This is a genomic window from Streptomyces bobili (assembly GCF_002154575.1).
Lineage (GTDB): Bacteria > Actinomycetota > Actinomycetes > Streptomycetales > Streptomycetaceae > Streptomyces > Streptomyces bobili.
The window spans coordinates 283-749 of record NZ_MUBA01000736.1 but is presented as its reverse complement, the minus strand read 5'-3'; the positions used below and the strand labels follow the sequence as shown (position 1 = coordinate 749).

1 protein-coding gene is annotated in these 467 nt (G+C 70.0%); it reads right to left on the bottom strand.

Annotated features, from left to right (window positions below; all coding sequences use genetic code 11):
• Positions 1–467, bottom strand: a 467-nt coding sequence (locus tag BZL64_RS36995; protein WP_143663428.1) for a methionine ABC transporter permease, incomplete at both ends; no start/stop codon positions are given.

Genomic DNA, 467 nt, shown 5'->3' with positions numbered 1-467 from the left:
GCGCTGGTAGCCGTAGCGGATCGCGATGTCGCCCAGGCCGCCCGCGCCGACGGTGCCCGCCATGGCGGAGTAGCCGATCAGGGCGACGACGGTGGTGGTGGCGCCGGAGATCAGGGACGGCAGCGCCTCGGGGACGAGCACGCTGCGGACGATCTTCCAGGTGCTGCCGCCCATGGACTGCACGGCTTCGACGAGCCCGCCGTCCACCTCGCGGACGGACATCTCCACGAGACGCGCGAAGAAGGGGATCGCCCCGACGGCGAGCGGCACGATCGCGGCCTCGCGGCCGATGGTGGTTCCGGTGACCCAGCGGGTGAAGGTCATCAGCGCGACCATGAGGATGATGAACGGCATGGAGCGGGCGATGTTCACGACCTGCCCGATCACCTTGTTGGCGACGACGTTCTGCAGCAGGCCGCCCCGGTCGGTGAGGACGAGGAGGATGCCGAGCGGAAGACCGCCGACGA